This is a genomic window from Psychromicrobium ferritrahens (assembly GCF_043789415.1).
In the GTDB taxonomy this organism is placed as follows: domain Bacteria; phylum Actinomycetota; class Actinomycetes; order Actinomycetales; family Micrococcaceae; genus Renibacterium.
On the sequence record NZ_JBDLLW010000003.1, the window covers coordinates 239,306 to 262,023 of the forward strand.

General features: G+C 60.9%; 14 protein-coding genes, 1 pseudogene and 2 riboswitches. Of the genes and pseudogenes, 3 read left to right on the forward strand and 12 right to left on the reverse strand.

Annotation, left to right across the window (positions count from 1 at the left end; genetic code table 11):
• Positions 1 to 61 precede the first annotated feature (61 nt).
• The 6 genes from ABDK06_RS13155 to mgtA all read right to left on the reverse strand — a co-directional run bounded on the left by ABDK06_RS13155 (position 62) and on the right by mgtA (position 8,679).
• Positions 62 to 331, reverse strand: a complete 270-nt coding sequence (locus ABDK06_RS13155; protein WP_394941747.1) for a GlsB/YeaQ/YmgE family stress response membrane protein — start codon at positions 329 to 331, stop codon at positions 62 to 64.
• A gap of 120 nt (positions 332 to 451) precedes the next feature.
• On the reverse strand, positions 452 to 1,060 hold the full coding sequence (locus ABDK06_RS13160) for an FMN reductase (protein WP_394941749.1): 609 nt from the start codon (positions 1,058 to 1,060) through the stop codon (positions 452 to 454).
• Between the two features lie 140 nt (positions 1,061 to 1,200).
• Positions 1,201 to 3,087, reverse strand: a complete 1,887-nt coding sequence (locus ABDK06_RS13165; RefSeq protein WP_394941751.1) for a DUF5107 domain-containing protein — start codon at positions 3,085 to 3,087, stop codon at positions 1,201 to 1,203.
• Positions 3,088 to 3,170: 83 nt separating this feature from the next.
• A complete protein-coding gene (locus ABDK06_RS13170; RefSeq protein WP_394941753.1) occupies positions 3,171 to 4,853 on the reverse strand; it encodes a thiamine pyrophosphate-binding protein in 1,683 nt (560 codons plus the stop codon).
• Complete coding sequence (speB, locus tag ABDK06_RS13175; protein ID WP_394941755.1) at positions 4,850 to 5,869, reverse strand: agmatinase; 1,020 nt, start codon at positions 5,867 to 5,869, stop codon at positions 4,850 to 4,852. The genes ABDK06_RS13170 and speB overlap by 4 nt, the downstream gene beginning before the upstream one ends.
• A gap of 86 nt (positions 5,870 to 5,955) precedes the next feature.
• Positions 5,956 to 8,679, reverse strand: coding sequence for a magnesium-translocating P-type ATPase (gene mgtA, locus ABDK06_RS13180; protein ID WP_394941758.1), 2,724 nt, complete (start codon positions 8,677 to 8,679; stop codon positions 5,956 to 5,958).
• A 284-nt stretch (positions 8,680 to 8,963) separates the two neighbouring features.
• A riboswitch (M-box (ykoK) riboswitch) is annotated at positions 8,964 to 9,135 on the reverse strand.
• A 133-nt stretch (positions 9,136 to 9,268) separates the two neighbouring features.
• Here mgtA and ABDK06_RS13185 point away from each other — a divergent pair.
• Complete coding sequence (locus tag ABDK06_RS13185) at positions 9,269 to 11,236, forward strand: amino acid permease (RefSeq protein WP_394941760.1); 1,968 nt, start codon at positions 9,269 to 9,271, stop codon at positions 11,234 to 11,236.
• 16 nt (positions 11,237 to 11,252) lie between these two features.
• Here the strand turns inward: ABDK06_RS13185 and ABDK06_RS13190 are convergent, their stop codons facing one another.
• Positions 11,253 to 11,831, reverse strand: coding sequence for a cupin domain-containing protein (locus tag ABDK06_RS13190; RefSeq protein ID WP_394941762.1), 579 nt, complete (start codon positions 11,829 to 11,831; stop codon positions 11,253 to 11,255).
• 168 nt (positions 11,832 to 11,999) lie between these two features.
• On the opposite strand from ABDK06_RS13190, the gene ABDK06_RS13195 reads away from it, so the two are divergent.
• Positions 12,000 to 13,460 (forward strand): sodium:solute symporter family protein, encoded by a 1,461-nt coding sequence (locus tag ABDK06_RS13195; RefSeq protein WP_394941952.1) that lies wholly within the window; start codon positions 12,000 to 12,002, stop codon positions 13,458 to 13,460.
• A gap of 63 nt (positions 13,461 to 13,523) precedes the next feature.
• Positions 13,524 to 13,656: riboswitch (SAM riboswitch) on the forward strand.
• 480 nt (positions 13,657 to 14,136) lie between these two features.
• Positions 14,137 to 15,249 carry a VIT1/CCC1 transporter family protein gene (locus ABDK06_RS13200; protein ID WP_394941764.1) on the forward strand — a complete coding sequence of 371 codons (1,113 nt, stop codon included), beginning with the start codon at positions 14,137 to 14,139 and terminating at the stop codon, positions 15,247 to 15,249.
• Between the two features lie 20 nt (positions 15,250 to 15,269).
• On the opposite strand, the gene ABDK06_RS13205 is transcribed toward ABDK06_RS13200, so the two are convergent.
• From ABDK06_RS13205 to ABDK06_RS13225, 5 genes and pseudogenes are all read right to left on the reverse strand, one after another.
• Positions 15,270 to 16,358 carry an LOG family protein gene (locus tag ABDK06_RS13205; RefSeq protein WP_394941766.1) on the reverse strand — a complete coding sequence of 363 codons (1,089 nt, stop codon included), beginning with the start codon at positions 16,356 to 16,358 and terminating at the stop codon, positions 15,270 to 15,272.
• Positions 16,359 to 16,366: 8 nt separating this feature from the next.
• The gene (locus tag ABDK06_RS13210; RefSeq protein ID WP_394941768.1) at positions 16,367 to 16,822 is read right to left on the reverse strand and encodes an SRPBCC family protein; all 456 of its coding nucleotides are present in this window, start codon (positions 16,820 to 16,822) and stop codon (positions 16,367 to 16,369) included.
• Positions 16,823 to 16,837: 15 nt separating this feature from the next.
• Positions 16,838 to 18,424, reverse strand: a pseudogene (locus ABDK06_RS13215) (MFS transporter); the annotation flags it as partial.
• 153 nt (positions 18,425 to 18,577) lie between these two features.
• Positions 18,578 to 20,656 carry an ABC transporter ATP-binding protein gene (locus ABDK06_RS13220; protein WP_394941770.1) on the reverse strand — a complete coding sequence of 693 codons (2,079 nt, stop codon included), beginning with the start codon at positions 20,654 to 20,656 and terminating at the stop codon, positions 18,578 to 18,580.
• Entirely contained in the window at positions 20,653 to 22,386 is a 1,734-nt protein-coding gene (locus tag ABDK06_RS13225) for an ABC transporter ATP-binding protein (protein ID WP_394941773.1), read from the reverse strand. The genes ABDK06_RS13220 and ABDK06_RS13225 overlap by 4 nt, the downstream gene beginning before the upstream one ends.
• Positions 22,387 to 22,718: the final 332 nt, after the last annotated feature.

Here is a 22,718-nt window from a genome sequence, read left to right on the forward strand (position 1 = left end):
GGGCCCCCTCAGCACTCTGGTTGATAAGACATCTGCGAGCCGTATCAACCCGAAACTGACCTCAGCTATTGGCGCGCTTGCGGCCGGTGATCATGCCGTACACCGCGAGCACGATGACAGAACCCACGATGGCCAGAATCCAAGTTGCCAGGGACCAGAACTCGGTGAGCGGCTGATTGAAGATCAACCCGCCGAGCCAGCCTCCCAGGAAAGCTCCTACCACTCCGAGGATGAGCGTGGCGAACCAGCCGCCACCCTGCTTTCCCGGAAGGATGAACTTAGCAATCGCGCCTGCGATCAAGCCCAGAATCAAGAAGCTGAAGAAACCCATTATTCACTCGCTCACTACCCTCTTGGGGTGTCAAAATACCGATCATCGCGGGGCTTTGTCTGCCCCTTCACCGATAAGTCGTACCCAGCGACAGAAATGTCACGAGGCTTCGTGAGATTTTTAGTTCTGCTGGTTGATATTGGCCAATAGCTGCTCAAAAGGCAATGATTCCATCGTGGCGGCAGGATCTTTGGGTGCGGTGCGGTGAATTACCTCGGCAAATTCACCTGCTGCCTGATTGACCCGCTGAGCCAGCCGAGCGTCGCCCCAATCGTCGGGAGAGGCGAAGACGCCGGTCGGAATCACCGCGGCCCTGAAGTAGCTGAACAGAGGCCGCAATGCGTAGTCGATGACCAGGGAATGCCGCGCTGTCCCCCCGGTGGCTCCCAGCAGAACCGGAGTGCTGTCCAAGGACTTGGGGTCAATCAGATCGAAGAAGGACTTGAACAAACCGCTGAAGGAGGCCGAGAAAACCGGCGTGACGGCGATGATGCCGTCTGCCCGCTGTACACCGTCGATCACTTCCTGCAGCGCGGGAGGCGCATAACCGGTGACCAGATGGTGGGCGATGTCCACCGCAAGGTCCCGGAGCTCCACGACCTGCACCTCGCTTTGCTCGCCCAGGCCGGTAAGCTCGGCGGAACTCGCAGCGTGCAGCTGATCGGCCAGTAATCTGCTCGACGACGGCGAGCTCAAACCCGCTGAAACGACGACGATTTTGCGTTTCATCGCATCCCCTTTATCCATACGTTTGCATACAAAAGTTCAAACCTCACAAGGCCCGGAGTTATTCCGACGAGCGTGGAGAGCTGAGTAGCCTCCGATAGCAGTCACTCGCCGAATAGGCCGTCGCCGAGCGGACTACGAGTTCAGGACATGGTGAACTGATAGTGGCCTGGCACCGGCTCGCCGGGGAGGACTCGCTGCCACAGTTCTGCGATCGAGTTCTCCCCTTCGCGGATATCAGCTACCGAGAGCCCGGATTTCAGGATCGCTATTGCCTGCTGGCTTCGCGCCGTCTCCGCGAAGATCTGGGCCGCCAAGAAGGCCATCCTTCCTCGGCCTGCGATCGCGGTTGCCAACAAGCCCGAGGCTTCGAGAAGCTGCCCAGCCAGCTGGCTCTCCCCCGCCGTCAGCAACGCGGTCAACGCTTCGGTGAGTAAAGGCTGCTGCTCCGGCTCAAGTGCGCACGCTGCCAGGTAATGCCGCGGGTTGTTCTCAGCGATGGCGAGTCCTCGCCAGGCCAGCGCGCTCGGCTGGAGTTCGATCGACCGACGATACTGTTCAGCGGCTGCGGCGTGTTCTCCCTTTCCCTGAGCCAGAACGCCTCGATGCAAGGCGATGGCCGCAGCGTCCCCCTCCGCCTCAGCGAGCAACTGAGCCCACGATGCCCCGGAGACATAGCTATTCGCCCCGGAGAACGTTCTTTCCTCGAGAAGTCGTAGCCAGGACGCCTGTTCAGCGCCCAAGGTCTGTTTGGCAAAGGGAACGCCCGGCAGCCGCCATGGCTCGCCGGCACGACGACGTCGTTCAGCTTCCAAAGCTCCCCACCCCGAACCGTTGAGCAGCTGGCGCTGCGGAGGAAGCTCAGCCCAGGACCGCCATCGGAGATAGCTGGCTTCCAGTTCTTCCTCCGGTAATACCTTCGAGAGCCGCTGCTCAGCGTGTCGCACCGCGGCGTCCCACTCACCCTGCGCCTGCTCTGGCTGCAACTCCGCATTGCCATAGCATTCCAGCCAGGACCAGGACTCTCCGGCGGGCAGGGCGAGGTTCTCGAATTGAGTCTGGGCCAGCCCGGCCTGGATCTCCGCGTAGTGACCGCCCCGCGGGGTGAGCCATTCTTGCCAACGGTGGCCGCCCTGGCTTTCACCCCAGACGAAGAGCTTGCGTCCGCGCAATCTGGAGCTGGAAAGCATGGCCAGGCCGTCTCCCTGGGCATCACTCGCGACGATCCAGCGGCGTTGCCCCGGAGCCAGGTCGAAGAAATAATCGGCGGCGCTGGAATTCCGAGCGGGCCAGGTGCAATCCACTCCTTCGAGGTTCTGCGGCGTCTTTCGCTTGATGCCGTGCTGATAGTCGCTGGCGAAGGCAGTGCTCGCCGGTGCGATTACCCTGGTTTGCGAGCTTTGCGGCACGGCGGCATTGCTCCACCAGTAGATCGGTACGGCCTGCGGATTGGGATTGGTCACCCGGACGGCCAGCTGCAAGAACCTGGAATCCGCTGGCAGCCAAGCATCGATCTGAAAGATCACCTCACGGAGCCGGTCGAATTCCCACATTCGCAGCACTTCCTGGCCCTCCGGAGTGGTGAGCAACGCAGTGTGCAGTGGTGAGCAGGTAGTCGGAGAATGCCCTCGGGTGCCGATATTCCATTCGATACCGCCCGCAAACCAGGCATTGCGCAAGGCTAGATTGCCCAGCTGAATCTGCTCCGGGGTGTGCAGCAGGTTCTTGCCGGATTTTTTATCGATGAGTTCCCACAGACGGCCACCCAATTCGGGCAGGAAACGAGCCCTCAGGTGATCGTTCTCTAGGGTGACGACGGTCTGCTCTGAGTCATTGAGCTGCCTGGAATACTGATCCTGCAATTGGTAGGGGTGCAGTGTCGCGGGGTGGCCGTAGCGAGAATTCTCAATGATCTCAGGCGGCACGTCCCCGCTGATCTGGTAAGGGTCTTCCAAAGGCTTGCCTACATTCGGCAAAGGATTAAGCGGCCCCAGGGAAGCCATGGTCAGGCGCAATCGCTCAATGTTCATAGTTGATTGTAATACGTCAATTAGAATCAAAAAAGATCACATAAAGGAGTGCCAGCCGATCCAGCTCGCGCCGGGCACACCACTCACATATGAGTCGGGGCGAACATTTGCAGCAGAGTCTCCACCACGATCACATTGGGCCCCTCCGCGGCAAAGCCCTCTTCCAAGGCTTGACGCACTGCCGAGGCCTCAACCCTTCGCGCCGGCACCCCGAAGGATTCAGCGAGCTTGACGAAATCGGGCCTGGCCAGCTCGGTGTGCGTGGCCTTGCCGAAAGCGCCGACCATATACTCCCGCAGGATGCCGTAGCCCCCGTCATCGACAATCAGCCAGGTCACCGGCACGTTATGCTGTTTGGCGGTTGCCAGCTCAGCGATCGAGTACATCGACGAACCGTCCCCGGAGACCGCCAGCACCCGGCTCGGCTTGCCTTGCACAGCCAGGCCCACGGCGCCGCCGATGGCCGCCGGGAATCCATAGCCTAGACCACCGGCGCCCTGGGCTGAGTGAAACTCGCCAGCCCGGGCGTCCCAGCAGCTCCAGCCCCAGTACGCGGCGATCGTCATATCCCAGAAGGTCTGCATATCGTCGGGGACGGCGGCCCGGATATCGGCCATGAACTGCCGCTCTTTGCTCAGGTCCTGGCCGTCCAACCTGGCCATCACCTTGGCCAGCGTTGCCGCCACCACTGATTCCGGGCTTTCGCCGTGCCAGTCGGAGACCCGGCCCGCAAGCACTTCGGCGCTCAGTGCTTGGTCGATCGCTTCCAGGGCCTGCCCGGCGTCGGCTCGGATCCCCAATGCGGGACGATTCGATTCCAGCACTCGGGGCTCGGCGTCGATTTGGATGATCCGACCACGCGGCTCCAGAGTGAAGTAGTTACTAGTCACCTCTCCCAAGGAGGAACCGACCACCACCAGTACATCGGCGTCCTCAAGCACTTCGGTGACGAAGCGATCCTCGACCCACGATTGCAAGGAGAGCGGATGCGTCCAGGGGAAAGACCCGTTGCCACCGGGCGAGGAAACCACAGGTGCCTTGAGTTTCTCGGCAATCGACAATAAAGAAGCCTCAGCGTGGCCGCGCCGGGTGCCGCCACCGGCCACAATCGCGGGCCGCTCAGCCTTGGCGAGCCACTTGACCGCCTCGCGGACCAGCTCAACACGCGGCGGATTGTCAAAGGGCTCGGCGAGCGCGTCCTCCACTTGGGGCACCAGCACCGGGTCCAACAGCACGTTCTGCGGAATCTCGATCCAGACCGGGCCCTGCGGGGAGGAGACCGCCTCGGTCCAGGCATCCTGAATCGCGCTTGGAATACCGGAGGCGTGCTGAATCAGCCGCTGGCTCTTGGTCACATTGGCGGCTGAAGCCTTCTGATCGTCGAGCTGATGCAGCATGCCCTTACGACGCGCACCTAAGCCATCCAACGGAATCTGGCTGGCCACCACGATCATCGGCACTCCCGTGGCGTAGGCCTCCTGCAGGCCGGCCAGCGAGGTCAGCGCGCCGGGACCGGTGGAAAGGAAGAGCACTCCGACCTCGTTGGTGGCCCGCGCGTAGCCATCCGCCGCGAAGGCAGAATTGTTCTCCACCCGCGAAGAGACGAACTCCAGCTCTGAGCGACTCAATGCATCGAAGAGCCCCAGGGCGTGCTGCCCCGGAATGCCGAACACCGTCCTGGCACCCAGAGCGTGCAGGGTCTCAACCACCAGATCGCCACCATTGCGGACTCCGCGCTCGACGTTCTCTGCTCTGGCATCGCTCATCGTCCCTGCTCCTCAGTCTCCGGGTGGTTGGCTCGTTGCACGCCGTCGGCCAGCAAGCTCACCAGATCATAGGCTACGTGAGAGGCCGCGACGCCGGTGATCTCGGCGTGGTCGTAGGCCGGTGCAACTTCGACGACGTCGGCCCCGATCAGATTCATTCCGCGCAGCCCGCGCAGGATCTCCAGCAGCTCCCGGCTAGTGATGCCGCCGGCCTCGGGGGTCCCGGTCCCCGGAGCATGGGCCGGATCAAGCACGTCGATGTCCACTGAAACGTAGAGCGGACGGTCGCCGATCCGATCCCGCAACTTGTGCACGATCTCGTCAACCCCCTGCCGGAAGACATCCGAAGAGGTCACGATGCCGAAGCCGAAACGACGGTCGTCCTCCAGATCCTTCTTGCCGTAGAGGGGCCCACGAGTGCCCACGTGGCTGATCGCCTCGGTGTCCAGGATGCCTTCCTCCACCGCTCGGCGGAAGGGCGTTCCGTGGGTGTATTCGGCTCCGAAGTAAGTGTCCCAGGTATCGAGGTGCGCATCGAAGTGCAGCAGCGCCACGGGGGATCCAGCACGTTCGGCGGCCGCTCGGAGCAGCGGCAGCGCAATCGTATGATCGCCGCCGAGGGTGAGCAGCTTCGCCGCGTGCCCGGCGACGTCAGGAGCGGTCAGCTCCAGCGCGCTGTGCTGAATCTCCTCGATCGCTTCATTGATATTGAAGGGGTTGACCGCAAGATCGCCGGCGTCGGCGACCTGCGCCACTTCGAAAGGCGCCAGCTCTTGCGCCGGGTTGTAGGGGCGCAACAGGCGGGATGCTTCACGAACGTGGTTGGCTCCGAACCGTGCCCCGGGCCGATAGGAGACTCCGCTGTCGAAGGGAATGCCGACGACGGCGATATCGGCCCGGTTCACCTGATCCAGGCGAGGAAGCCGGGCAAAAGTTGCCGCACCGGCATAACGTGGAATCCGAGAGGAGTCGATCGGACCCACTTTGCCGCCAACCTCAAGACGCTGCTCATTCATGGGACCCATGCTACAACCTCGAGTTGCTCAATGTGAATCAAATGTTTCTCTCTAAGCACCTCAACCACGGCTTCCTCGATCTATCGCTAAAGCCAGCGGCCGTAGCGGCGGATGAAGAGCTGCTTAACACCCTGGGTGAGCAGGCAATAAGCCGCCAGAGTGCCGATCAGCCACGGGAAATACGTCCAGGGCAGGCTCACCAATCCCAGCCCTTGACCGAAATCGCTGAAAGGCAGCACGAGCGCGAAAACGCAGACCGCCCCGGTCAGCAGCAGTACCGGCCAAGAGGCTCTGGATTGCAGGAAGGGGATCCTTCCGGTGCGGATCATATGCACGATCAGGGTCTGCGAGATCAGCGATTCGACGAACCACCCGGATTGGAACAGCGCTGCCTGATCGTTTGAATTAGCGCCGAAGACAAACCACATCAGCGCGAAGGTGCTCAGATCGAAGACCGAGGAAATCGGCCCGATGGTCAGCATGAACCTGGCCAGTCCCTTGCTCTCCCACTTCTGCGGCTTCTCCAAGTACTCTTGATCCACTTTGTCCCAGGGCAGCGAGAGCATCGACAGGTCGTAGACCAGATTCTGCAGCAACACCACGACCGGGATCATCGGGATGAAGGGCAAGAGCGCACTGGCCACCAGCACCGAGAACATATTGCCGAAGTTCGAGCTGGCCGTCATCTTGATGTACTTGATGATGTTGCCGAACGTGCGTCGGCCCTCTTGAATCCCGGCTTCCAGAACCGTCAGATCTTTGCGCAAGAGGATGATGTCAGCCGATTCCCGAGCGATATCGACAGCGGTACCAACCGAGATACCCACATCAGCGGCGCGCAGCGCGGCGGCGTCATTGATGCCGTCCCCCATAAACCCGACGGTGTGCCCATTGGAGCGCAATTGCTCGACAATCCGGGCCTTTTGCATCGGATTGACTTTGGCGAAGATGGTGTTGCGCTCCACAGCTTCGGCGAAGGCCGCTTCATCCTGATCCAGCGCTTCCAGCTCGACGCCGGTGAGCAGACCGGCGTCATCGGCAATACCGACCTGATGGCATACCGTCCGGGCCACCAGCTCGTTGTCCCCGGTGATCACCTTGACCAGAGTGCCATGCCGATGCAAGGCCGCAATGGCCGCGGCAGCAGATTCCTTGGGCGGGTCCAGAAAGGCCAGGAATCCCAGCAGCGTCATCTCCCGCTCGTCCTGCACCGAGTAGTCCTCACGGCGGGTAGCGGTGGCGGTGGCCAGAGCGAGCACGCGCAGCCCCTCAGCATTCTGCCCGGCGACCAGTTCCTCCAGTTCGCGCCGACGCGCCGGCGTCAAAGCAGCTGGGTGGCCTTTCAGCATCACCGTGCTGCACACTTCAAGCACTTCCTCCACCGCTCCTTTGGTGATCATCAGCGGAGCGCTGCCGCCGTCGAGCACCACCGTCATCCGGCGTCGGGAGAAATCAAAGGGCACTTCGTCGATGAGTGAGTAGGCACCTTCTAGCTCGCTGAGCACCTCGGGCCCGGCGGCATCAAGCACTGCTCGATCCAGCAGATTCCGCAGCCCGGTCTGGAAACGGGAGTTCGCAGCCGCCATTCGCAGTACCTTCAGGCTAGAGGTACCGTGCACATCCAGATGACGCTCCAAGACGATTCGGTCCTCGGTGAGCGTTCCGGTCTTATCCGTGCACAGCACGTCCATCGCCCCCAGGTTCTGAATGGCATTGAGCCGCTTCACGATCACCTGGCGCTTGGACATCTTGACCGCCCCTCGCGCCAGGTTGGCAGTGACGATCATCGGCAGCATCTCGGGCGTGAGACCTACCGCGGTGACCAGGCCGAAGAGGAAGGCGCTCGTCCAGTCCTTGGTCAGCCCATTGATCACGAAAACCAGAGGCACCATCACCAGCATGAACTTGATCAGCAGGAAGCTGACTTTCTTCACGCCCTGGTCGAAGCTGGTCTCCGGACGCTTACCCGTCAGTTCCCTGCTCATCGCGCCGAAATAAGTGTCGGCGCCGGTGTGCACTACGAGCGCGGTACCGCTTCCGGAGATCACCGAGGTGCCTTTGAAGCCGAGGCTGTCAGCCTCCAGCAGATTCTGCTGATCCACGTCCATCGCGGTCACCGGGCTCTTCTCGGTGGGCAACGATTCTCCGGTCAGCATGCCTTCATTGATCTGCAGGTCCTTGGTGCGCAGGAATCGCAGATCCGCCGGGAGCATATCGCCCGCAGCGAGTTCCACGATGTCCCCGGGGACCACTTCCTCGATCGGCAGTTCCGTGGTGACCGGCTCGCCATATTCGTTCTGCCGGGTGACCGCCGTCGTGGTCTGCACCATGGACTGCAGGGACTGAGCGGCCTTTCCAGAACGGTATTCCTGCCAGAAACGCATGCTGACCGAGACCAGCACCATGATGCCCAGGGTGATCACTCCTTTATAGGAGGGGCCATCCGCTGGGTCGGCGAAGATCACGTCGGTGAAGAGCATCACCACGGCGAGCACGCAGAGGATCAGCACAAAGGGGTTATTGAAGGCGGTGAGGAACTGCCACCAGGCCGGTGCCGGCCGATCATGGCTGACCTCATTGCGGCCGAAACGCTCTTCGGCGCGAGCGACCCCGAGCGGCGGGAGGCCGCGCAGGCTGCTCTGGTATTCATTCAACAGTTCCTGCGGCGGTGCCATCGCAGCAGCAGCCAGGTGCTGATTCTGCTCAGCCAGGCGCTCGCTGAGTTGCTGATGACGACGGCGTCCGAGGCCTCGCGGGGTGGAAGCGGCACGGCCCGGTGGAGTGAGCGGGCGGCGGGTGACGGTTTGCATGAGAATGCTCCTTTTCGGCAGCACGACAAGCGCCGCCCCGGAGCTGCGAAAGCATCAGGGCACGCTTGAAGGAAGGTGAAAACTACGTGGAATAGCCCCGGTGGGGCGAGTCGTCTCTGGACGGCGAGCGTTGATCAGCGTCAGCTGATGACTGTCAGATCAGCGAAAAGACCGTACAGGACAGGGTTTATGGCCAGAACTCATGGTTCTCTCCCCTCGTCCAGCAGGATGCACAACCGGATGAGAATTCACCAGCGGATGAGAGGTACGGCAGTTTGCCGAGATTTGCCCCTCCTCGTCAGACCTTTGGCACTTCGCGTCGTAACCCGGTGAAACTCGGGAGCCAATCGGGATCACCCCTTAGGCCGGGGTGGTCTGTCCTGATCCGGGGCGTCTCTCGACGTTTGGGATCGCTGGCTTATGTCCGCGAAGGAGCCTCAGCTATCGAGTGGCACCTTGCACCCTCGATTATACCCCAACCACTCCATCCGGCGCACCCCGTAAAGATTCCGTAAAGACGGCCCTATTTCCCAGATCTCCAATGCTACGATCCTTTCGCCGGGCCGAGCAGGTCCTCGAAAGGACCACCGTGACCTCACTGTACAGACCCCCAGCCGAGCCTGAAAGCAACCGCCGCGATGCCGGCCAGAAGTTCAAGGACTGGCTGCTCGAAGGCATGCCGAGCCCTTCTGGGAAACCTCAGAGGTCTCACGAATCCGCCGAGAAACCGCAGTCCTGGTGGCGTGTGATGTGCCTGACCGGCCTCGACTACTTCTCGACGCTCGGCTATCAGCCAGCCATTGCCGCACTCGCCGCCGGAGTGCTGGCACCGCTGGCCACCGTGGTGCTGGTCCTGGTCACCCTCGGTGGAGCGCTCCCGGTGTACCGCAGGGTCGCCAGTGAGAGCCCTCGCGGCGAAGGTTCTATCGCCATGCTGGAGAAGCTGCTGCCTCGCTGGTGGGGCAAGATCTTCGTACTCGCGCTGCTCGGCTTCGCTGCCACCGACTTCATCATCACCATCACGCTCTCCGCCGCTGATGCTTCGGCTCACGTGATCGAGAATCCCTTTGCGCCAGATTTCTTCCACGGCCAGAACGTGATCATCACCTTAATTCTGATCGCCCTGCTCGGCGCGGTGTTCCTCCGAGGCTTCGAAGAAGCCATCGGAGTGGCCGTGGTGCTGGTCTTCCTCTACCTGGCGCTCAACGCCGTGGTGGTCGGCTTCGCTGTTGTCGAAGCCGCGCAGAGCCCCTTACAGATCGGTGATTGGTGGACGGCGCTCACCACTCAGCACGGCAATCCGGTGATGATCATCGCGGTGGCCCTGTTGGTCTTCCCCAAACTCGCGCTGGGCCTCTCGGGTTTCGAGACCGGCGTCGCGGTCATGCCTCAGATCAAAGGCAAGCCCGGAGATAGCGAAGCCAAGCCGGCTGGCCGAATCAAGGGTGCTCATAAGCTGCTCACTACCGCTGCGCTGATTATGAGCACCTTCCTGATCACCTCCAGCTTGGCCACTACCATTTTGATCCCTGCTCAGGAGTTCCAGCCCGGAGGCAAGGCCGATGGCAGGGCGCTGGCCTATCTGGCGCACTCACTGCTAGGAGACGGCTTCGGCACGGTCTACGATCTGAGCACGATCGCGATCCTGTGGTTCGCGGGAGCCTCGGCGATGGCCGGGCTGCTGAACCTAGTACCTCGGTACCTGCCGCGTTTCGGCATGGCACCGGCCTGGACCCGAGCACTACGGCCTTTGGTGCTGGTCTTCATCGTGATCGCCTTCGCCATCACGGTCATTTTCGACGCCGATGTGAACGCTCAGGGCGGAGCCTACGCGACCGGCGTACTCGTACTGATCACCTCGGCCTCGGTCGCCGTGACGCTTTCGGCACGGCGCAGGAAGCAGCGCGGCCGCACCATCGCCTTCGGGGTCATCTCGGTGGTGTTCCTTTACACCACGGTGACCAACTCGATCGAGCGGCCAGACGGCCTGCGGATCGCCGTGCTCTTCATCCTGGGCATCCTGATCGTGAGCCTGCTCAGCCGGATGCGGCGCTCCTTCGAATTACGTGCCACTCATATCCGCTTGGACGCCGGGGCGCTTGAAATGCTGGCAGCCAATGAGGATGGTCCGATCCGGATCATCGCGCACGAGCCGAAGAAGCAGAGTGCTGCCGAGTACCGACACAAGATCGATCACGCGATCGAGATCAGCCACCTGCCGGACGCTTCACAAGTGATTTTCATCGAAGTCACCATCGACGATTCATCGGATTTCGAGCAGGCCTTGGAAGTGCACGGGGTGCGGCGGCATCAGTTCAACGTCCTCCAGGTGCACAGCAGCAATGTGCCGAACACGATTGCCGCGATCCTGCTGCACATCCGCGATGTCACGGGGCTGATGCCACACATCTACTTCCGCTGGACGGAGGGGAATCCGATCACCAATATGCTCAAATTCCTCTTCGTCGGCGAAGGCGAGATCGCTCCGGTGACCCGAGAGGTGCTCCGCGAAGCGGAACCCGAGGTCAGCAGGCGTCCCTGGGTGCACGTCGGCTGAGCCAGCCGCCGAACGCTCAGTTACCTGAGGCCGCCGGGATCAGGATCCAGAGTGCTTCCACTGGCTCCGCGCTGTGGTTGATCCAGCTGTGCGGTTCCCGACCGGGAAAGGACAGCGTGTCCCCCGCAGTGAGCTGATAGCGCTCATTGGTCATGATCAGGGTCAACTGGCCCTTGACGATATGCAGCACATCGACCTCGCAGTCCACCGCGTACAACTCGCTTTCGCCGCGACCGTGCGGGGCAATTTGCGCACTGAGGATCTGCACTCGGCGTTCCGATCTGGCGGTCAGCAGACGCTCGATGATGCCTTCACCGCCGAGCGAGATCTTGGGTGCTTCCGCCCTGCGCACCAGATGCGTCTCTGGCACCGCGAACAACTCTCCGATTGAGATCGACAGCACCTGGCACAAGGTGACGAGGGAGGCGACACTGGGTGAGGTCAGATCCCGCTCCACCCGACTGAGGAATCCTTTGGTGAGCCCCGTGGCTTCAGCCACCTGATCGATGGTCAGCCGCTGTGCCTGACGAGCGGCCCGGATCCGTGAGCCGATGGCCACCGGTGCCATGCTGGGTTCAACCGGGAGTGCTTTCACCAGACAACCTTTCCTGAGCGGGGCCGGATCCCGTGCATAACTCAGACGACCCTTGACTGTTAGCTACCTCACCTCTTAGCCTAACAAACAACATCTGTTGCTCATAGGGCAATTTTAGGGAGCATCGTGACTGTCAACATCATCATCGTCATCGTTTATCTGCTCGCCATGTTGCTCTTCGGTTTCTGGGGTAAGAGCCGCACTAAGAACAATGCGGATTTCCTGGTGGCCGGGCGCCGGCTGGGACCATTCCTCTACACCGGAACCATGGCCGCCGTCGTGCTGGGCGGTGCCTCAACCGTGGGCGGCGTGGGACTCGGCTACAGCAAGGGCCTCTCCGGGCTCTGGCTCGTGGTCGCGATTGGCGCGGGCGTGCTGCTGCTCAGCTTGGCTTTCGCCGGGACTATCCAGAAGCTCAAGATCTACACCGTCTCGCAGATGCTCAGCCTGCGTTACGGGCATCGGGCGACTCAGACCTCCTCGATCGTGATGCTGGCCTATACGGTGATGCTCTGTGCCACCTCAACGAGTGCTTACGCCACGATCTTCGTGGTGCTCTTTGGCTGGGAACGCTGGCTGGCGATTGCGATAGGCGGCGCCATCGTGCTGATTTACTCCACCATCGGGGGCATGTGGTCCATTACGCTCGCCGATATGGCTCAATTCGTGATCAAGACGATAGGCGTCTTCGCGCTGATGCTGCCCTTTGCGCTCGCCGCTGCCCAAGCGCAAGGCGGTTTCGATGCGATCCGGGATCGCGTCGGGCAGAGCTTCTTCCAGCTCGACGGCATCGGGGTACAGACCATCGTGACCTATTTCGTCGTCTACACCCTAGGTCTGCTGATCGGCCAAGACATCTGGCAACGCGTCTTCACCGCCAAGACTCCCGCAGTGGCACGCTGGGGCGGAGCCACCGCGGGAGTCTACTGCATTCTTTACGGGGTGGCCGGCGCGCTGATCGGCATGGCCGCTCGGGTGGCCCTGCCGGAGATCGATGTGAAAACCGCGGGTCAGGACGCCGTGTATGCCGAGGTGGCCGCCCATTTACTGCCCATCGGTTTAGGGGGTCTGGTGCTGGCCGCCGCCGTCGCCGCCATGATGTCGACCGCCTCGGGCGCACTGATCGCTGCGGCAACGGTGGCTCGCGCCGATGTGCTGCCCTTCGTGGCCAGCTGGTTCGGCAGAAAAATCGACACCTCAGATACCGATAATCCGGAGCACGATGTGCGGGCCAACCGGCTTTGGGTTCTCGGGCTAGGCGTAGCGGCCATTCTGATTGCCATCGTAACCCCCGACGTGGTGGCGGCACTCACCATCGCCTACGACATCCTGGTCGGTGGCCTGCTGGTCGCCATTCTGGGCGGTCTGTTCTGGAAGCGCGGCACCGGACTGGGAGCAGCGGCCTCGATGGCTGTCGGCACCGTAGTCACCTTGCTGCTGCTCACCCTCTATGCGAGCGGAGCGATAGCCAGCGAGGATGGTATTTATGCTAACGAGCCCATCTACTGGGGTCTCGGATCTTCGTTGCTGGTCTATCTAGCGGTGTCTTTAGCGACCAAAGAAACGTCAGCTGAAGTACGGACCGCTTGGCAGCTCAGACTCAACGGCTCCAAGATAAGAAAAATATAAGGATTTCCGCCAAACGCCCGGTAGAATTGCGTGCGCTCCAGGGCAGAGTTACATTAGAAAAAGCTTCATGAGTTGTGGTTGCCTTTCAGTAGGCAAAGCTCGGACTGACCACACGCCAACCCCATGTGCAAGGGTGGCTCGGATGACGAAGCGACCCATCGGGCCGCGAGACAAACCCGAGGGGTAAGAGCACTCGGCTGGAGGCGCTTTAGGTGTCCGGAATACGTTTTGTCCTTCCCGCGGTTGACGCCGTACTGGGAACAGTTTCGCTGATCGAAAGTGGGTGTTGGCGAAGTTTTTGGAGCGGCGAAGCAAGAGAATTAATAACCGCGATGGCAAATTCGGTGCAACGCTGCCAATGGAATGCGAAGACCTTGGAATTGACGGTTACGGTGGCGAAAACCGGGTGCCGGCAGGGCGAGCCGCGAGTTTTTCGGCTGCTGCCGAACTCACCGGAGCCAAGCCCCTCGGAATCGGCCCTGGCATCGTTTGACTCCCTGGTTCTTCGGCTAGCTCATTGATTCTGCGATCGCCCACTGTGAGTTGCAGTGGGCGATCGCAAGTCTACGGGCGGTGAAAATATCTGCGCGCAGCCGAAAGATTTTACGGTGCGCCGAAGCTTTTTGCCGAGGATAGCCAGCCGAAAAACCGCGAGAATTCGGGCTAAAGTGGGGCTGTGGCAAGTTACTCTCCGGGCGTACAGCAGGCCAGTAAAGCGCAGATCAAGCGGTGGCGCACCCACCTCGCCGATGAGCGCGCCGAGGCCGCCGTCTATCGCGCCCTGGCGACGAAACGCGAGGGCGAGGAGCGCGATATTCTGCTCGCCCTGGCCGAAGCCGAAAAGCGGCATGAGCAGCACTGGCTGACCCTGCTCGGCGAACACGCCTCAGCGCCCCGCAAGGCCTCGTTCAATAACCGTCTGCTGGGCTTTCTGGCCAAGCACTTTGGCTCGGTCTTCGTCCTGGCTCTGGCTCAACGGGCTGAGTCCCGTTCCAGTTACTCGACCGATGTGGACGCCACCCCGGCGATGGCTGCCGACGAAGCGATCCACGAAGAGGTGGTGCGCGGACTGGCAACCCGTGGCCGTAATCGGCTCTCCGGAACCTTCCGAGCCGCCGTGTTCGGTGCGAACGATGGGCTGGTCAGCAATCTCTCCCTGGTGATGGGTATGGCCGGGGCCGGGCTGGCCCCGCATCTGGTGTTACTGGCCGGCATTGCGGGTCTGCTCGCCGGAGCACTGTCGATGGGTGCGGGTGAGTACGTCTCGGTACGTTCACAGCGCGAATTGCTGGACGCCTCGAAGCCGACCCAGATCACGCTGTCCGCCGCCAAAGCTCTGGATATCAATGCCAATGAGCTGGTTCTGGTCTACCGGGCCCGCGGGATGAGTCCGGAGGACGCCGAGCATCGCGCGGCCGAACGGATGGGACGGTTTGCCTGCGACTGCAACCCCAGCTTCTCCCTGCAAGCAGAGGTGGCGGGGAAACCTGAGAGTGATGAGCACGAGACCATTGGAACCGCGCTGGGTGCCGCCGTCTCCAGCTTCTGTTTCTTCGCCTCCGGCGCCGTCATTCCGGTGCTGCCCTACCTCCTCGGGCTCAGCGGTTTCACGGCCATAGCGGTAGCCTCAGTGCTGGTCGGCTTAGCGCTGCTGGCCACAGGAGCGGTGGTGGGCTTGCTTTCCGGAGCCCCGCCACTCTCCCGGGGAATCCGGCAGCTGCTGATCGGCTTCGGCGCGGCGTTGGTCACCTACCTGCTCGGCCTGCTGTTCGGCACCACCACCGGATAGCTTCCAGTGGCCCGGAAACCTCAGCCCAGAGACGCTAGGGCTTCCGCCACTGAGTCAACCAGCTGAATCCGTTGAGCCATCTCTCGGCCCTGGGCCAGCTTCGTCAGCAACTGCCAGACCGGAAGCTGTGCAGTCCAGTACTCCCGGCCCAGCAGCACCATCGGGACGGCGGCTGATTCCGCGGCATAATAATTCTCGCAAGCATCCTGGAAGATTTCCTGGACGGTCCCGGCGGCTCCCGGCAGGAAAACGATCCCGCCATTGCAGCGCTCTAGCAAAACCGCCTCCCGCACCGCATTGGCGAAGTATTTCGCTATCCGGCTGGCAAAGATATTGGGCGGTTCATGACCATAGAACCAGGTAGGGATGCCGAGATTGAGCTGACCGTCCGGGAAACGCGCCATAACGGCTTGAGCTGCCGCAACCCAGCGATCGACCGAAGGCCTGAAATCCGGGACCTCCGAAAGCTGAGCCATCGCCCAGTCCAGAGCTGCCGTAGGTCGGCCACTCAGCCAGGCACCTAAATTCGCCGCTTCCATGGCTCCCGGACCTCCTCCGGTGGCCACCACGAAGCCACGCCGGCCCAGGCCGCTGCCCAGTTCCGCGGATTCTCGGTAGGCCTCACTGCCGCGGCTGGCGGCGTGCCCGCCCATCACCCCGACGACCTTTCGTCCGGCTAGCTCGGAATCGAAAAGATCATCCAGGGCGTCCCCTATCGAGTGATCGTGCATCGCGGTGGCAAGGGTGCCGTCAAGGTTACGCGGCGTGCTCAGCGTCCACTGATAGATCCTGCCGTCAAGGGTCGATTCATAGCCCGCCGCCAGACCGCCGAAAAGCTCAGTGCCGGTGTAGAGCTTGGACCGATAGGAATCGAAGGGCACCCCGGGCAGCACCGGGAAGATCAAGGCGCCGCGAGCCCGCAATTCGGCCTCGGCTCCGGGGTCGAAGGTACATCCCAGAAAAACCGCTGCAGCGACCGAGAGCCCGCTGAAATCGACCCCTCGGAGATTCAGGGACTGCACATGCCAGCCAGCCAAGGAACTGGCTCCGGCGGTCAGCAGCTCGTGGAATTGCTCAAGATCCTCTACTTCAAGGTTTCGTACGCTCATCGCTGGTCTCAGGCGTTTTCAACGGCGCGGAAGTGCTCGTCGAGCTTCTCCAGAGTTCTCTCGATTCCGCGAATATTGCGTTTGCTGAAGCCAGTGAGTCGAAGCACCCAGCGTCTGCGCACGGTGCGGGCATCCCATTGCTCGGTCACCAAAGTTCCGCCGTCCACCGGTTGCAGCAGATAGCGCCAGATATGGCCGTAGAAATGCCGCCAAGCGATCCGCCGCCCCTCTTCGAATTCAACGACGTAGTTCATGACTTTATACGAAGCACCGATACGCATGTCCATAGCGAATTTGGCACCCGCTGAAAGTCTTTCCGGGCCGTTGGGCAGGGCATCTCTGACGGAATCGGAGCCGTCGATCACGGCGTGCATGGCTGGAGTCGCCAATAAATCGAAGATTTGCTCGGCACTCGCTGGAACGAAACGTTCCCGGCTGATGAAATATGGGTTCTGCGCGCTCATGGCTTCAGCCTACTTTGCCGATGTGGCGTCGGTGACGGCTGAGGGCTCGATATCGATGGTTCGGCGAAGTGCCCGCTCCTTGATGAAGAGCACTGAGATCACTGCCAGGACGGCGATAACCGCCGCGACGCCGAAGATCAGCGCGGTGGCATCGCCGTAGGCGGCGCGCACCACATTCCTGACCGGTTCCGACATATGCGCCAGATCGAGACCGCCCGTTCCAGCGGGGTTATCGGCGGGAAGCCCCAGTTTGGCCAGCCCCGCGGATGACAACTCGCTGACCCGGTTGGCGAGCACCGCGCCGAGCACTGAGACTCCGATCGCGCCGCCGAAAGTGCGGAAAAACGCCACCGAAGAACTCGCAGAACCGATGTCCTGCGCCCGCACGGTGTTCTGCACGGCAAGTATCAGATTCTGCATCAGCATGCCCAGGCCGACGCCGAGCACAGCGGTGTAGATCCCGATCAGCATGAGATCGGTCGAATGATCGACGGTAGCCGCTAATGACAGACCGATCACCATCATCACAGCACCGAGCACCAGGAAGATCTTCCATTTGCCGAACCTGGAAATCAATTGACCTGAGATTACTGAACCGGCGAGGTTTCCGATAATGAGCGGCAGCATCAACAGGCCCGCCTGAGTCGGAGTGGTCCCCCGAGAGACCTGAAAGTATTGGCCTAAAAAGCTCGAAGAGGCGAACATCGCGATGCCTGCGGCCACCGAAGCCACAATCACCAGAGCGGTGGTGCGCTGAGCGATGATCTTCAAAGGAATGATGGGCTGCCCCACTCTGGATTCCACGAAGAGCATGCCGAGCAGCAGGACGATTCCGCCGCCCACCATCAGCGCGCTCTGCCAGGACCACCAGGGATAGTAGCCGCTCTTGCCCGCGAAGGAGACCCAGATCAGAAGCAGTGAAACACCTGATGTGAGCAGCAGGGCACCCAGCCAGTCAATGCTCGCCGGACGGCGAACGTATTTGAGCTTGAGAGTTCTTTGCAGCAAGATCATTGCGATCACCGCGAGTGGCACGCAGATGAAGAAGGTCCAGCGCCAACCCAGTGGACTATCGACGATGAGTCCGCCGAGCAGAGGACCGCCGGCGGTTCCCACCGCTAAGACCGCACCCATATAGCCCGCGTAGCGGCCTCGTTCACGCGGCGGGATCATGGTGCCGATAATCGCCTGGGCCAAGGCTGTCAGACCACCCATGGCAATGCCTTGGATCACCCTGGCGGTCAACAGCAATGGCATCGTGGTAGAGAATCCGGCCAGTATGGAGCCGAGCACGAAGATCACGATATTGAGCTGCACCAGGAATTTCTTACTGAACAAATCAGCCAGTTTGCCCCAGATCGGTGTGGTAGCCGCGCCCGCCAGAAGCGAGGCGGTGATCAGCCAGGCGAAATCGACCTGGCTGCCTCTCAGATCCGAGATGATCGCCGGGAGCACATTGGCAACGACATTGCTGCTGAGGATCGCGGTGAAAAAAGCCGCTAACAACCCGGTGAGCGCCTGCAGGATCTCCCGGTGGGTCATGGTGACGAACTCCACGGTTTCCGGCGCCACTTTGGCCTTATCTGCTGCCTCGCTGGCCATAGCGGCTCCGATCTGTAGTGCTGGGTGCTGATGCCAATGCTCGGATCCATGAGATTTGACACATCTCACACGAAGGCTCGTCTCATAAGCTCAAGGAGCTACCGTGCTTCGATATCATCCCAGTTCAAGAGCAGTTCAGCCAATAAGCCTGAGCTACTGAGCCTGCTGGCCGCTAGATCCCTGCACTGCTGAGGCCTCGTCCTCACCCGCTCCTTCACCGGCGAATTGAGACATATAGAGCCGGTAATAGGCCCCACGAGCATCGATAAGCTGCTGATGATTGCCCTGCTCGACGATTCGGCCTGCCTCCATCACCAGAATGGTATCGGCGTCGCGAATCGTGGAGAGCCGGTGTGCGATCACGAAGCTCGTCCGGTCGGTGCGCAGTGCCGCCATCGCCTTCTGCACCAGCACTTCGGTACGGGTATCGACAGAGCTGGTGGCCTCATCCAGGATCAGCAACGAAGGATCGGCCACAAAGGCCCTGGCTATCGTGATGAGCTGCTTCTCACCGGCACTGACGTTATCTCCTTGATCATCGAGTACCGTCTGATAACCATCTGGCAGCGCTCGAACGAAACGATCGACGTAGGTGGCTTTGGCCGCCTCCATGATCTGCTCCTCGGTGGCGTCCAGATTGCCGTACTGGATGTTCTCGTAGATCGTGCCCTCAAAGAGCCACGCATCCTGCAACACCATACCCACCTTGGAACGCAGCTCTGCCCTGCTCAGTTCGGTCACATCGACGCCGTCAACAGTGATCTGCCCCGAGTTGAGCTCGTAGAATCGCATCACCAGGTTCACCAGGGTGGTCTTGCCCGCACCGGTCGGCCCGACGATCGCCACCGTCGCACCCGGACGAGCCGAGAACGAAAGGTTCTCGATCAGCGGCTTATCCGCGGTGTAGCTGAAGCTGACGTTCTTGAACTCGACGTGCCCATCGGTCTTAGCGGGCAAGTGCTGCTTTGCGTTCTCCGGTTCCTGCTCCTCAGAATCCAGGAATTCGAAGACTCGCTCAGCGGAAGCGACGCCCGACTGCAGCATATTCGCCATTCCGGCCATCTGGGTCAGCGGCTGGTTGAACTCCCGGGAGTACTGGATGAAGGCGGTGGCATCGCCCAGGGTCATCTGACCGGAGGCAACGCGCAGGCCGCCGATCACCGCAATGCCCACATAGCTCAGATAGTTGATGAACTGCATGATCGGCATCATCAAGCCGGAGGCGAATTGTGCGCCGAAGCTGGCTTTGAACAGATTTTCGTTCCGCTCATCGAAGCGCTCCAGCATGTCCTGCTCGCGGCCGAACAAGGTCACCAGAGTATGGCCTGAGAAGGACTCCTCGATCTGGCCGTTGAGCGCGCCGGTGTTCTTCCATTGAGCGGCGAAAAGCTTCTGACTACGGCTGCCAATAATGCCGACCACCACACCGGAGAGCGGGATGGCGATCAAGGCGATCAGCGCCAATTGCCAGGACACCAGGAACATCATCACGGTGAAGCCCAGCAACAACAGTACCGAGCTGACCAGCTGCGAAAAGGCCTGCTGCAAGCCCTGCTGCACATTGTCGACGTCGTTGGTCACCCGGGAGAGCACATCGCCGCGCTGACCAGTGTCGAAGTGATTGAGCGGCAGCCTGTTGAGCTTCGCCTCCACATCGGTGCGCAGCTGCCGGATCGCCCGCATCACCACCACATTGAGCACGTATCCCTGGAACCAGTTGAACAATGAGGCCACGAAATAGATCGAGAGCACCACCAGGATCAAGAAGGAGAGCGCGTTGAAGTCGACACCATGACCGGGCACCACGTTCGAGGTGGCCAGCATCTGAGCGAAATCGTTATTACCCTGCGCTTTGGCCCCGGCGATCACCTGATCCTTCGTCAGATTCGCCGGCAGAGTCATGCCGATCACGCCGTCAAAAATCACATCCATCGCTTTGCCCAGGATCTTCGGACCGATCACGGTGAGCACCACGGAGGCGACTACCGCGATGAAAATCGCGGTCAGCGCAAGCCATTCATGTTTCAGCAGGCCGATCAGCCGCTTAGCCGAGGGCCAGAAAGCCTTGGCCTTCTTCGCCGGGACATCCCCGAACATCCCACCATCGGCCTCGGTCGGCTTATATTCCTCTTCTTCGAAATCGTCATCATCGGCAACTTCGGTGGCGAGAGCACCCTGAGCTGTTTGCTCGGCGTCGAGCGCTGCGGGGTCTGCATCTTTTTTCTTGGTCATGCCACTTCCTCCGCACTGATCTGGGATGCCACGATTTCCTGATATACCTCGGAGCTCTGCAGGAGCTCTTCGTGAGTGCCGCGCCCCACGATCTCACCGTCGTCGAGCACCAGGATCAGATCGGCGTCGACGATGGTGGCGACCCGCTGCGCCACGATGATCACCGTGGCCTCGGCCGTTTTCTCTTTGAGTGCTTTACGCAGGCGAGCATCAGTGGCCACGTCGAGCGCTGAGAAGGAGTCGTCGAAAAGATAAACCTTGGGTTCGGTCACCAGGGAGCGCGCGATGCACAGCCGCTGCCGCTGACCGCCGGAGACATTGCCACCGCCCTGCGCAACCCTGGAGTTCAAGCCTTTGCTTTTCTCCCGGACGAAATCTGCCCCCTGTGCAACGGTGAGCGCTTCCCAGAGCTCGTCCTCACTGGCGTTCGGTTTGCCAAAGCGCAGATTCGACTCAATGGTTCCGGCAAACAGATAGGGTTTCTGCGGCACCATGGAGACCCGTGAGGTGATCGCATCTCGGCTCAGCTGGGTGACCGGCACGCCGTCGAGCAGCACCTCTCCCGCAGCGGCGTCAAAAAGCCTCGGCAGCAGCGAGAGCAGAGTAGTTTTCCCGCCGCCGGTGGCCCCGATAATGGCCACTGTTTGACCGGGGTTGGCAGTGAAGGAGATGTTCTTCAGCACCGGAGCCTCGGCCCCGGGATAGCTGAAACTGACGTTCCGGTATTCCACCTCGCCACGCTTAGCCTCAGGCTCGGTAGTGGTCCGCGGCATCAGCAGAGTGGTCTGTGTGTCGAGCACTTCGCTGATCCGCTCGGCGCACACCACGGCACGCGGAATCATCATCGCCATGAAGGTACCCATCATCACTGCGGTCAGGATCTGCAGCAGATACTGCAGGAAGGCGGTGAGCGACCCGATCTGCATCTGACCGGCGTCCACTCGCTGGCCGCCGAACCAGAGCACCGCCGAGGTGGCAATGTGCAAGATCATCGTGATGAGCGGGAACATCAGCACGAAAATGGCACCGACTTTGAGCGAGACCTTGGTGATGTTCTCATTGGCACCGTCAAAACGCTTAGTTTCGAAGGGTTCGCGGCCGAAGGCCCGGACCACCCGGATTCCGACGATCTGCTCGCGCAGCACTCCATTGATCTTGTCGATGAAACCCTGCATGGATTTGAACAGCGGCATCAGCCGCCAGACCAGATACCCTACGACCACGAGAAGCAGCGGCACCGAGACCCAGACCAGCCAGGAGAGGCTGAGATCCTCTCGAAGCGCCATAATGATGCCGCCGATGCACATAATGGGAGCGGACACCATGAAGTTCAGACCCATCAGAAGCACCATCTGAACCTGTTGGATGTCGTTCGTACCGCGGGTGATCAAGGTGGGGGCACCGAAGCTGCCGAGCTCCTGGGCCGAGAAATTGGACACCTTGCGGAAGACGCTTCGGCGCAGATCCCGGCCGACCGCCATTGAAGCCTTAGACCCGTAGTACATTCCGGCTACCGCGGTGACCACCTGGGCCAGCGCCACCAGCAGCATCACTCCGCCGACTCGCCAGATATAGTCGGTATCCGCTTTGGCCACGCCCTGATCGATGATCTGAGCGTTCAGGCTCGGCAGATAGAGAGCGGCGATGGTGGCCAGTAGCTGGAAGACCAGGACGGCGATCAGGTACGGAACATAGGGCTTCGAGTACTGTCTCAGAAGCTTGATAAGCATATGACAACTTCCCAGGAATCGTGGAGATTTCGTGCTGAAGAAAGACTAACCAAGCATACCGACAGGATGGTTGGCTTTCACCCCTTTGAGCGTCTCTTTTAAGGCCGGTTGAGGCTTCGAAAGACTCGCGGAAGACCCCTGGAGGAGATCGTTGGAGAGCCTATTTTCTAGAGTTCAGAGTAAGTAAGTACTTTCCACAGACTTCTCAAAATCGTCGGAAAATCTCTCAAAAGGCCTTGTATTCAATGGACCCGGACGAAAGACTCTTCGTGCCAGTCGCTCGCACTTCAGGTAACTCCAGTTGACTATGTTTTTGACCGCTCGAAAGGAAT

Excerpts from the sequence above, each read along its gene's own strand:
- ABDK06_RS13155 (WP_394941747.1), bottom strand. The coding sequence starts at position 331 with ATGGGTTTCTTCAGCTTCTTGATTCTGGGCTTGATCGCAGGCGCGATT.
- ABDK06_RS13160 (WP_394941749.1), bottom strand. The coding sequence starts at position 1,060 with ATGAAACGCAAAATCGTCGTCGTTTCAGCGGGTTTGAGCTCGCCGTCG.
- ABDK06_RS13165 (WP_394941751.1), bottom strand. The coding sequence starts at position 3,087 with ATGAACATTGAGCGATTGCGCCTGACCATGGCTTCCCTGGGGCCGCTT.
- ABDK06_RS13170 (WP_394941753.1), bottom strand. The coding sequence starts at position 4,853 with ATGAGCGATGCCAGAGCAGAGAACGTCGAGCGCGGAGTCCGCAATGGT.
- speB (WP_394941755.1), bottom strand. The coding sequence starts at position 5,869 with ATGAATGAGCAGCGTCTTGAGGTTGGCGGCAAAGTGGGTCCGATCGAC.
- mgtA (WP_394941758.1), bottom strand. The coding sequence starts at position 8,679 with ATGCAAACCGTCACCCGCCGCCCGCTCACTCCACCGGGCCGTGCCGCT.
- ABDK06_RS13195 (WP_394941952.1), top strand. The coding sequence starts at position 12,000 with ATGTTGCTCTTCGGTTTCTGGGGTAAGAGCCGCACTAAGAACAATGCG.
- ABDK06_RS13205 (WP_394941766.1), bottom strand. The coding sequence starts at position 16,358 with ATGAGCGTACGAAACCTTGAAGTAGAGGATCTTGAGCAATTCCACGAG.
- ABDK06_RS13210 (WP_394941768.1), bottom strand. The coding sequence starts at position 16,822 with ATGAGCGCGCAGAACCCATATTTCATCAGCCGGGAACGTTTCGTTCCA.
- ABDK06_RS13220 (WP_394941770.1), bottom strand. The coding sequence starts at position 20,656 with ATGACCAAGAAAAAAGATGCAGACCCCGCAGCGCTCGACGCCGAGCAA.
- ABDK06_RS13225 (WP_394941773.1), bottom strand. The coding sequence starts at position 22,386 with ATGCTTATCAAGCTTCTGAGACAGTACTCGAAGCCCTATGTTCCGTAC.